Source organism: Magnetospirillum sp. WYHS-4 (assembly GCA_039908345.1).
Taxonomy (GTDB): domain Bacteria; phylum Pseudomonadota; class Alphaproteobacteria; order Rhodospirillales; family GLO-3; genus JAMOBD01.
This window is the reverse complement of the sequence record JAMOBD010000032.1, coordinates 24060-34701: the sequence shown is the minus strand read 5'-3', so window position 1 is coordinate 34701 and position 10642 is coordinate 24060. Positions and strand designations below refer to the sequence as shown.

10 protein-coding genes are annotated in these 10642 nt (G+C 67.0%); 7 read left to right on the top strand and 3 right to left on the bottom strand.

The window, feature by feature from the left end:
• The 5 genes from H7841_10525 to asnB all read left to right on the top strand — a co-directional run.
• Positions 1 to 456 (top strand): glycosyltransferase family 9 protein (locus H7841_10525; GenBank protein ID MEO5337313.1); only part of this gene is annotated, 456 nt, incomplete at its 5' end.
• Positions 453 to 1208, top strand: coding sequence for a glycosyltransferase family 2 protein (locus tag H7841_10520; protein MEO5337312.1), 756 nt, complete (start codon positions 453 to 455; stop codon positions 1206 to 1208). The genes H7841_10525 and H7841_10520, both read left to right, overlap by 4 nt.
• Before the next feature lie 3 nt (positions 1209 to 1211).
• A complete protein-coding gene (locus tag H7841_10515) occupies positions 1212 to 2246 on the top strand; it encodes a glycosyltransferase (GenBank protein MEO5337311.1) in 1035 nt (344 codons plus the stop codon).
• Entirely contained in the window at positions 2246 to 3268 is a 1023-nt protein-coding gene (locus H7841_10510) for a glycosyltransferase (GenBank protein MEO5337310.1), read from the top strand. The genes H7841_10515 and H7841_10510 overlap by 1 nt, the downstream gene beginning before the upstream one ends.
• Entirely contained in the window at positions 3268 to 5025 is a 1758-nt protein-coding gene (asnB, locus tag H7841_10505) for an asparagine synthase (glutamine-hydrolyzing) (GenBank protein ID MEO5337309.1), read from the top strand. The genes H7841_10510 and asnB overlap by 1 nt, the downstream gene beginning before the upstream one ends.
• Before the next feature lie 169 nt (positions 5026 to 5194).
• Here asnB and H7841_10500 read toward each other — a convergent pair whose 3' ends face one another.
• Both H7841_10500 and fliI read right to left on the bottom strand, forming a co-directional pair.
• The gene (locus tag H7841_10500) at positions 5195 to 5629 is read right to left on the bottom strand and encodes a flagellar export protein FliJ (protein ID MEO5337308.1); all 435 of its coding nucleotides are present in this window, start codon (positions 5627 to 5629) and stop codon (positions 5195 to 5197) included.
• A gap of 14 nt (positions 5630 to 5643) precedes the next feature.
• Positions 5644 to 7008, bottom strand: a complete 1365-nt coding sequence (gene fliI / locus H7841_10495) for a flagellar protein export ATPase FliI (protein ID MEO5337307.1) — start codon at positions 7006 to 7008, stop codon at positions 5644 to 5646.
• A gap of 167 nt (positions 7009 to 7175) precedes the next feature.
• Here fliI and H7841_10490 point away from each other — a divergent pair, with 167 nt between their 5' ends.
• Together H7841_10490 and H7841_10485 are read left to right on the top strand one after the other, a co-directional pair.
• Positions 7176 to 7874: a response regulator transcription factor gene (locus H7841_10490; GenBank protein ID MEO5337306.1), complete on the top strand. Its 699-nt coding sequence runs from the start codon at positions 7176 to 7178 to the stop codon at positions 7872 to 7874.
• A 153-nt stretch (positions 7875 to 8027) separates the two neighbouring features.
• A complete protein-coding gene (locus H7841_10485) occupies positions 8028 to 9743 on the top strand; it encodes an ATP-binding protein (GenBank protein ID MEO5337305.1) in 1716 nt (571 codons plus the stop codon).
• On the opposite strand, the gene H7841_10480 is transcribed toward H7841_10485, so the two are convergent.
• On the bottom strand, positions 9734 to 10450 hold the full coding sequence (locus tag H7841_10480) for a response regulator transcription factor (GenBank protein ID MEO5337304.1): 717 nt from the start codon (positions 10448 to 10450) through the stop codon (positions 9734 to 9736). The two genes, H7841_10485 and H7841_10480, sit on opposite strands and share 10 nt — an antisense overlap.
• Positions 10451 to 10642: the final 192 nt, after the last annotated feature.

The following is a 10642-nucleotide window of genomic DNA, read 5'->3' as shown; positions in this document are numbered from 1 at the left end:
GAGCGCTTCGCCGAACTGGCCGCCCGCCTCACCGGGCCGGGCGGCATCCTGCCGGGCGGCCGGGTCGCCCTGTTCGGGCGCGACGACGAACGGCCCCAGGCGCTGGCGCTGCTGGAAGCCGTTCCGTCCGAACGCCGCATCGACTTGGTGGGCGCCCTCGATCTGCTGGAGGCCTATGCCTGCCTGAGGCGCTGCGCTTTCTACGTGGGTAACGATTCCGGCCTGATGCATCTGGCGGCGGCGGCGGACATTCCGACCCTGGGCCTGTTCGGGCCCAGCCCGGCCAACCAGTATGCCCCCTGGGGCCCCAAGGCGGCTTTCGTGCAGACCGCCATTCCCTACGCCGACATCTTCCCGCCCAACTTCGATCCCAAGGCCTCCGGCACCCTGATGGATTCCTTGAGCGTCGACATGGCGGAAGCGGGCGCCCGCGCCCTGTGGGAGAAGCTGGCATGAAGCTCACCGCCCTGATTTCCGTGCGCAACGAGGAACGGCAACTGGCCGACTGCCTGGAAACGCTCCGTTTCGCCGACGAGATCGCGGTGCTGCTGGACAAGTGCACCGATGCCTCGCGCGACATCGCGCTCCGCTATACGGACCGCATCCTGGAAGGAAGCTGGGCGCTGGAAGGGGAACGCCGCAACGCCGGCATCGCCTTCGCCACCGGCGAGTGGGTGTTGGAGGTGGACGCGGACGAACGCGTGCCCCCCGAACTGGCGGACGAGATCCGCCGGACCGTCGAGACCACGCCCTGCGACTGGCACGAGATCCTGGTCGATAACTATATCGGCGACAGGCTGGTGCGCTGGGGCTGGGGCGCGTCCTTCGGCAAGGCCGCCTATCCGGGCCTGTTCCGCAAGGGCGTCAAGACCTGGGGCCCGCAGCGGGTCCACCCCAGCCTGAAATGGGCCGACGGCGCCCGCAAGGGGCCGATGCTCCGCCACCGGTTGCGCCATTACGTGGACCGCGACATTTCCGACATGATCCGCCGCCTGGACAGCTACTCCACGGCGCGGGCGAAAGACCTGCGGGACGCCGGGAACGTGGGGACACTGCCGGCCAACATCCGCCGGCTTTTCTCGCGCTTCTTCAAGTGCTACGTCCTGCGCAAGGGTTACCGGGAAGGGGGCTACGGCTTGCTGATCGCGCTCTTTGCCGGGCTGTTCCCGCTGCTGTCGCACCTGAAGGCCAAGCTGGAAAGGGACTGAGCCATGGCGCGCATCGTGATCGCCGACGACGGCATCGTCTTCGACGGCCGCACGCCGGAACAAAAGCCTTTGGGCGGCGTCGAATCCTCGGTCTGCTTCCTGGTCGAGGAACTGGCGCGGCGGGGCCACGACGTGTCGGTTTACAACATGTGCGAAGCGCCCCTGGACCACAAGGGCGTGCGTTGGCGCCGTTTGCGTGACGGCCTGCCCGACGATGCCGACCTCTACATCGCCAACCGGGGCGACAGGCTGATCCCCCTGGTTCCGAAGGCGCGCAACCGCGTCTTCTGGACCCACAACCCGGCCCGGTACGTGCTGAAGTGGCGCTATCTGTGGAAGCTATGGCGCTGGCGGCCGGTGGTGGTGTTCATCGGCACCTACGCGGCGACCACCCTGCCCCGGTGGGTGCCCGACGGCGGCCGCAAGGTCATTCCCTACGGCATCCCCGACATTTTCCGCAACGCCCCGTCCGTCGAAGGCATCCCCGCGCCGCGCGCCGTCTTCACCTCCAATCCGCTACGCTCGCTGGACTGGCTGCTAGGCATATGGGAATCCAAGGTGCAGCCGCGGGTGCCGGGCGCCGAACTGCATCTGTTCACCGGCGCCGCCACCTACGGCGCCGTCGGCGATGCAAAGGCAGAAGCCATGGAGGCGATTCTCGCCAAGGCGCGGGCTTTGGCGGGCAAGGGCGTAGTGCTGCGCGGCCCGGTTCCCAAGGCCCGATTGATCGAGGAATTGCTTGCCGCCCGCGTCATGCTATACCGGGGGGACCTCAACGAGACCTTCTGCCTCGCCTTGGGCGAGGCCCAGGCCCTGGGAGTGCCTTGCGTGGTGCAAAGGCTGGGCTCGGTGGTCGAAAGGGTGATCGACGGGAAAACGGGGTTCATCGCCGATGACGACGCCGCGTTCGCCGAAGCCGCGATCCGCCTGCTGGCGGACGAGGAATTGTGGCGGGCCCAGCATGCCGCCGCCTTGGACAAACAACGCCGCTGGGGTTGGCCCGAAGCGGCAGCCGCCTTCGAGGAGTTGATCCGCTGATGCGTGTCCTGCAGGCCATGGCCGGAGCGGAATTCGGGGGCGCCGAGGCCTTCTTCGTGCGTCTGGTGCTGGCGCTGCACCGCGCCGGTCTCGAACAGAAGGTCGTCATCCGCGAGAACCCGCGCCGCGCCGCGGCCTTGCGGGCCGGCGGCATCGAGCCCGTGCAGTTGCCCTTCGGCGGTACCTTCGACTTCGCCACCGGCTTCGCCTTCAAGCGCGAGGTCAAGGCCTTCCGGCCCCAGGTGGCGATGACCTGGATGAACCGGGCCACCAAGGCCTGCCCGAAGGGCGACTTCGTGCACGTGGGCCGGCTGGGCGGCTACTACGACCTGAAATATTACCGGCACTGCCAGCACCTGATCGGCAATACCGAGGACATCGTCGAATATCTGGTCAAGCAGGGCTGGCCGACGGAAAGGGCCCATTACCTGCCCAACTTCGTCAGCGAGGAAAAGGCCCGGCCGCTGTCGCGCAAGGAATTCTATACCCCGGATTCGGCGCCCCTGGTGCTCGCCATGGGCCGCCTGCACGAGAACAAGGCCTTCGACGTGCTGCTGCAGGCGGTGGCCCGCGTGCCCGACATCTACCTGTGGCTGGCGGGCGAAGGCCCCTTGCGGGCCGATCTGGAAAAGCAGGCCAACCACCTGGGCATCAAGCCGCGGGTGCGCTTTATGGGCTGGCGCGAGGACACGGCGGCGCTGCTCGCCACCTGCGACCTGTTCGTCTGCCCGTCGCGGCACGAGCCGCTCGGCAACGTGGTGCTGGAAGCCTGGGCCCAGGGCGTGCCCGTGGTCGCCGCCGACAGCGTGGGACCGGGAATGCTGATCGACCACATGGTCAACGGCGTCCTGGTGCCGGTGGACGACGCCATCAGCATGGGCAAGGCCATCCGCCACGTGCTGGAAGACAACGTCTTCCGTTCCGCCATCGCCAACGCCGGCCGCGCCGCCTACGAACAGGGCTTCACCGAACAGCGGGTGGTCGAGCGCTACCTGTCCTTCTTCCAGCAGGTCACCTCGTAATGTGCGGGATCGCCGGCATCCTGGCTGCGCCCGGCGCAACGCCGTCCGGCGCGGTCCTGGATCGCCTGCAGGACGCCCTTCGCCACCGCGGCCCCGACGGCAGCGGCCGCCATGTCGAAGGCCGCGTCGGCCTGGTTCAGACCCGGCTGGCCATCATCGACCTGGAAGGCGGGCGTCAGCCCTTGCATGCCGGAGGCGCCACCCTGGTGGCCAACGGCGAGGTCTACAACTATCTGGAATTACGGGACGGCATGAAGGATTGCCTTTTCGCCACCCATTCCGACTGCGAACCGCCCTTGCATCTTTACCTGGGGGAGGGGCCGGCCTTCACCAAGCGCCTGCGCGGCATGTATGCCATCGCCCTGCACGATCCTGCCCATGACCGGCTGCTATTGGCCCGCGATCCCTTCGGCATCAAGCCGCTCTATGTGGCCGAGACGCCGGCTGGCCTCGCCTTCGCCTCCGAGGCTCAGGCCCTGGTGGCCGCCGGCCTGGTGGCGCCCGTGGTGAACCGGACGGCGCGCGACCAGCTTCTCCAGCTCCAGTTCGCCTGCGGTCGCCAGACCCTGTTCGAAGGCATCCGCCGCGTCCTGCCCGGCGAGACCCTGGTGCTGGAAGATGGCTTCGCCGCCCGCCAGGAACAGCGCTCCCCCCTGCCCGACGGCGGACCGGTGCCGATCTCGGAGGGTGCGGCGCTGATGGAACTGGACCGCCGGCTGAACGATACAGTGGGCATCCACCAGCGCTCCGACGTTCCCTACGGCATGTTTCTCTCGGGCGGTATCGATTCGTCGGTGCTGCTGGCGATGATGACGCGGCTCAACGAACGTCCGGTACAGGCCCTCACCGCCGGTTTTCCGGGCACGGCGGCCAGGGATGAACGCGACCACGCCCGCGCCGTCGCCAAGGCGGCGGGGGCGGACCATCACGAAGTCGAATTCACCGCCGACGACTTCTGGCGCCTGCTGCCCGAGGTGGCGGCGACCCTGGACGACCCGGTGGCCGACTACGCCATCCTGCCCACCTACAAGCTGGCCGCCGCCGCCCGTGCCGCCGGACTGAAGGTGGTGCTGTCGGGCGAAGGCGGCGACGAATTGTTCGCCGGCTATTCCCGCTACCGCCGAGCCGCCCGTTGGCGCCTTCTGGGCGGGCGGCCCATGCGGGCCAAGGGCATCCTGGAAGGCCTGGGGGTACTGCGCCACGAGGACCGGGCTTGGCGCGATCCCATCGCCGCCGTGGAGGCGGAAGCCCAGCGCGGTGGCCGATCCCGTCTTCAGGCCCAGCAGGCCGTCGACGTGGCCGACTGGCTGCCCAACGACCTGTTGCTCAAGCTGGACCGCTGCCTGATGGCCCATGGGGTGGAGGGGCGGGTGCCCTTTCTCGATCCCATCCTGGCCGATTTCGCCGTCCGCCTTCCCGACTCCCTCAAGGTCAAGCGGGGCCTAGGCAAGTGGTTGCTGCGGCGGTGGCTGGAAACCGCCCTGCCCGCTGCCCGGCCCTTCGAGCGCAAGCGCGGATTCACCGTGCCGGTCGGGGATTGGATCGCCGCAAGGGGTCGGACGCTGGGGCCGCTTGTTGCCGCCCAGCCGGGCATCGCCGAGGCATGCCGCCGCGAAGCCGTCGAACGCCTTTTCGCCTCTGCCGACCCCAAGGCCGGCAAGGCCGCATGGACACTGCTGTTCTACGCCCTCTGGCACCAGCGCCATATCCTGGGCCGCCGGTTGGCACCGGATGCGATGGAAGCGTTGGCGGGATAGGGATTACGGTTGCCAGAGCACCCGGTTGCGGCCCCGTGCCTTGGCTTGGTGGAGCATGGCATCGGCGGCCAGGCCAACGAGGTGGCCTTCCCGCCGCAAGGCGCAGATTGCGATGCATTCCCACGCTCCCGGAAGGGGGCGGAAGCGTGGCGCCCTCTTCAAGGCCGCGTCATGCCGGCGCGGTGAGGCGCTGGCGGTAGCCTTGCAGTCCCAGTTCGTCCAGCACCAGTTGCTCCTTGCGGGCCAGTTCGGCGGCCGCCTTTTGGTCGCGGTTGCGCTGGGCGATCTCGTATTTCTTCAAGTCGCGGAAGGCTTCTCGCAGGTCGTCGCGGGCGCGGGCGATTTCGACTTCGGCGCGGGCGATGCTCTCCTTCAGGCGTTCCCGGCGTTCGATTACCGCCTCGGCATAGTTGCCGTACAGAAATCCGGCCTCGTTGGGGGCGCGGGCAGCGATCCTCTGCTCTTCGATCAATTCCGTCTCCAAGCGCTTGAGCCGCGCCTCCAGGTCGTCCAGGACCCGCAGCAACTCGCCCAGTCGTCGACGCTTCTCGTCCACCTGCCATTCGTGCAGCCGGATCAGATTGTGCAGATCGCCCTTCGCCATGGTCCTTCATCCCCTCACTTGATCGGTTTCGGCTTCGGTTTGGCGCCGGGTTCTGGCATCTCCAGGATCTCGGCCAGCCGCTTATAGCAGGTCGCCAAGTCGGTCTTTTCCGCCTTTCTCTGGGTCAGGAACTCCTCCATGCGCGGCCAATAGTGCATGGCCTCGTCCACCGCCGGATCGCTGCCCTTGCGATAGGCGCCCAGGCGGATCATTTCCGCCATGTCCTCGTAGACCGACATCATGCGCCGGGCCCGGCCGATGATGGCATTCTCCTCGGCGGTGTTGCAGTCTGGCATGGTACGCGACACGCTGCGCAGGATGTTGATCGCCGGAAAGCGGCCGCGCTCGCCGATGGCGCGGTCCAGCACCACATGGCCGTCCAGGATGCCGCGCACGGCGTCCGAGATGGGCTCGTTGTGGTCGTCGCCTTCCACCAGCACGGTGAACAGGCCGGTGATGTTGCCCTGGCCGCGCGCGCCGGGCCCGGCACGCTCCAGAAGGCGGGGCAGTTCGGCAAAGACCGAGGGCGTATAGCCCTTGCTGGCTGGCGGCTCGCCGGCCGACAGGCTGATTTCCCGCTGGGCCATGGCGAAGCGGGTCACCGAATCCATCAGGCAGAGCACCTCGCTGCCCTGGTCGCGGAAGAATTCCGCCATGGCGAGCGTCACGTAAGCCGCCTGGCGGCGCACCAGGGGCGGCTCGTCGCTGGTCGCCACCACGACGACGCTGCGGGCCATGCCTTCTTCGCCCAGGTCGTCTTCGATGAACTCGCGGGCCTCGCGGCCGCGCTCGCCGATCAGGCCGATGACGCTGACCTCGGCGTCCGTATGGCGGGCCATCATGGACAGCAGAGTCGACTTGCCGACGCCGGAACCCGCGAAGATGCCCATGCGCTGGCCCCGGCAGCAGGTCAGGAAGGCGTTCATGGCCCGCACGCCCAAGTCGATCTTGCCGCCCACCCGCTGGCGGCTGTGGGCGGCCGGCGGCGTATTGTGGATCGGATAGGCACGCCGGCCGATGGGCAAAGGCCCCTTGCCGTCCACCGGTTCGCCGAAAGCGTTGATCACCCGGCCCAGCCAGGACCGGTCGGGATAGATGGCCGGCTCGGTGGCGCCGATCTCGGCCCGGCAGCCCAGCCCGACCCCGTCCAGCGATCCGAACGGCATGAGCAGCGCCTTGCCCTGGCGGAATCCCACCACCTCGCAGGTCACCCGGCGGTCGTTGCGGCCGATGACGACGCAGTGGTCGCCGATGGACAGGCTGCCCTGCACGCCGCCCACCTCGACCAGCAGACCGACGATGGCGGTAACCCGCCCGTAAACCGCATAGTCCGGCAGACGCTCGATTTCGCTCAGGACGTTGTGGACGATGACGGTCACTTTTCCCCCTTCGACGGGCGGATTCGGCGTGGGCGAATCCAGGATTATTATGGTTAGCGAGTCTTTACGTTTGGTAAAATCGCCGAAATTCAAGGATTTCCGCAATACCCCTGGCGGCAGCACGAATTTTGTGATTAACGATAGTTAACGGGAGGGCTAATCCAGCCATGCGCGTGCTGCTGGTCGAAGACGATGCCATGGTCGCCGAGAGCATCAAGCTGATGCTCGGGTCCGAAGGTATGGTGGTCGATACCACCGACCTCGGAGAGGATGGGCTTGAGATCGGCAAGCTCTACGACTACGACATCATCATTCTGGACCTCATGCTGCCCGATATGGACGGCATGGAAGTCCTGCGCCGGCTGCGCGATGCCCGCGTCGAGACGCCGGTGCTGATCCTTTCCGGCCTCACCCAGCCAGACACCAAGGTCAAGGGCTTGGGCTCCGGGGCCGACGACTACCTGACCAAGCCGTTCAACAAGGCGGAGCTGATCGCGCGCATCCAGGCCATCGTGCGCCGCTCCAAGGGCCACGCCCAATCGGTGATCCGGACCGGCAAGCTGACGGTCAACCTGGACGCCCGCACGGTGGAGATCGGCGGCCAGACCATCCATCTTACCGGCAAGGAATATGGCATCCTCGAACTGTTGTCGCTGCGCAAGGGCACGACCCTGACCAAGGAGATGTTTCTCAACCATCTCTATGGTGGCATGGACGAGCCGGAATTGAAGATCATCGACGTCTTCATCTGCAAGCTGCGCAAGAAACTGGCCGACGCCACCGGCGGGGAAAACTATATCGAGACCGTCTGGGGCCGCGGCTACGTGCTGCGCGATCCCGAAGTCGCCGCCAAGCTCGCCGACTGACCTGCCGGGGCAACGAATCCGGGTTTCAAGCGGGTTGGCCACCCCGGCCGCGACGCGGCTTCTTGCCGCCCGGCCCGACCCGGTCTACCTTGGGCAGGCCTTGGGGGGAACGGAAACCGCATGCGGCCGGAAGAGGAGAGAACCAGACGCTGGTTGGCCGAACTCAAGGCCCATCCCGAATGGGCGGGCCATCCGCTGATGACGGAGCTGGAGCGGTTGGCGGAACGCTACATCCGGTCGGGACGCCAGATCGACAAGCTGGCCAAGATCAGCGACCGCGGCCAAGCCCAACTCAAGGACGCCCGCGACCAAGCCGAGGCGGCGACCCGCGCCAAGAGCGAATTCCTCGCCCGCATGAGCCACGAGGTCCGCACCCCGATGAACGCCATCATCGGCATGTCCCACTTGGTGCTGCGGACCGATCTGACGGCCCAGCAGCGGGATTATGTGGTCAAGCTGCACGGGGCGGCCCGGCTGTTGCTCGGCGTCATAAACGACATCCTGGATTTCTCCAAGATCGAGGCCGGCGAACTGGAACTCGAAGAGGCGCCCTTTTCCCTCGACGAGGTGCTCGACACCGCGATCAACATGGTTGCCCTGCGGGCCGAGGAAAAGGGCTTGCGGCTTGCCTTCTCCGTGGCGCCGGGCACGCCCCGCTTCCTGGTGGGCGACCGCCTGCGGTTGGGCCAGATCCTGATCAACCTGGCCAACAACGCGGTAAAGTTCACCGACTGCGGCGAGGTCGCCGTGGGTATCGAACCCGACGAGGTGACGGAGGATCGGGTCCGCCTTAGGATTTCGGTCCGCGACACCGGTATCGGCATGACCCGCGAGCAGGCATCCAAGCTGTTCCAGTCCTTCGCCCAGGCCGACAGTTCCATCACCCGGCGCTATGGCGGCACCGGCCTCGGACTGGCGATCTGCAAGCAACTGTCGGAACTGATGAACGGCCGCATCCGCGTGTCTAGCGAGCCTGGCGTCGGGAGCACCTTCATCGCCGTGGTCGACCTGGGCTTGGCCGACGAGGATGAAGTCCGGGAATCGTCCACCGCCGAACTGGCCGGCAAGGGCATCGGGCTGGTGCCGGCACTGGCCGGGCGGCGTGTCCTGCTGGTCGAGGACGACCCGCTCAGCCGGCAAGTGGCAACCGAATTCCTCAAGGGGATGGGGATGGTCGCCGATACGGCGGAAACGGGTCGCGAGGCGCTGGAGAAGATGAAGGGGCAGTCCTTCGATCTGGTGCTGATGGATATCCACATGCCGGAAATGGATGGCCTGTCGGCGACGCGGCGAATCCGCAAAGACAAGCGGTTCCGCGACCTGCCGATCATCGCAATGACCGCCCAGGCCATGGCGGGCGACCGGGACCAGAGCCTTGCCGCCGGCATGAGCGACCACCTGACCAAGCCCATCGATCCGGGGGCCCTTTCGGCCACCCTGCTGCGTTGGATCGCCCCGGCCCCCGCCGCCGGGGCCCGGCCCGCGGCCAAACCCGCGTTGACCCGGCTTTCCGGACTGCCGTCCCTTCCCGGCATCGACCTGGCTCAGGCGCTCCGCATGCTGGCGGGCAACCTCAAGCTCCTGCGGGCGTCTCTATTCAAGTTCCGCTCCGACTACCGGGAGCTGGGCCGCAAGATGGACGAAGATCTTGCCGCCGGCCGTCTGGATCTGGTCTTGCGCGCGGCCCATTCCATCAAGTCAGGAGCCGGGTATATCGGCGCGATCGATCTCGCCAAGCGGGCCAGCCAGTTGGAAATGGCGGCCAAAGACAGGAACGTGGCGGAAATCGAGGCCGCCCATGCCCCGTTCCGGAGCGAACTGGAAAAAGTCCTGACGGGCCTGGAGACTTTGGAAGACGATCAGGACTGAAGCGACCGGCCGCCGAATTTGTAGCCGGCGCCGGTCACGGTCAGGACGAGGACCGGCGCCTTCGGGTCGACCTCGATCTTGCGGCGCAGCCGGCTGACCAGGACGTCGACGATCCGATCGCCCGGAGCCTCGTCGGTGCCGCTGATGGCATCCAGAAGCTGGTCGCGCGACAGCACGCGACCATCGGCCTTGACCAGGGCGGTCAGCAGCTTGAATTCAGCGGGCGAAAGAGCCACGTTCTCGCCGCCCGCGCGGCTCAAGCGAAAGCGGGGGATGTCCAGTTCCCATTCCTCGAAGCGGATGACATCGGGGTGGGAGCCCGCCGAATCCGGCTTGCCGCCCGTCCGACGCAGCAGATTGCGGACCCGGAGGGCCAGTTCCTCGGGATCGGCCGGTTTGACCACGTAGTCGTCGGCTCCCAATTCCAGGGCGGTCAGACGATCGTCGCGCCCGGCCCGTCCCGTCAGCACGACGATCGGCATGGACCAGCGGGTACGCAGCTTCCGGGTCAGCACCAAGCCGTCGTCGTCGGGCAGGGTCAGGTCGAGAATGATCAGGTCGACCGCCTCCTTCTCCAGGATGTCGAACATCTTCTCCCCGGATTCGGCCACGCTGACGCGATAGCCCACCTGCCCCAGATAGGCTGCCAGGAGCCATTGGACGAACAGGTCGTCCTCTACGATCAGCAAGTGCCCGGGGTCGGTCATGACGCCGCATCGCCTCCTTCCCTGGTCTGGGTCCTGATGAATTCCGGTACATTCATACAGAGTTTCCCCTGCTTTTGCACCTTCTGCCCGCGCCATCGCCTCCCCCGTCCCGCCCCGCGGCGCCCGATTCTGACGCATTCATACGCCGTTTACATGGCCTTCGCACCCCAGTGACATGGCCGCCCTATCCTG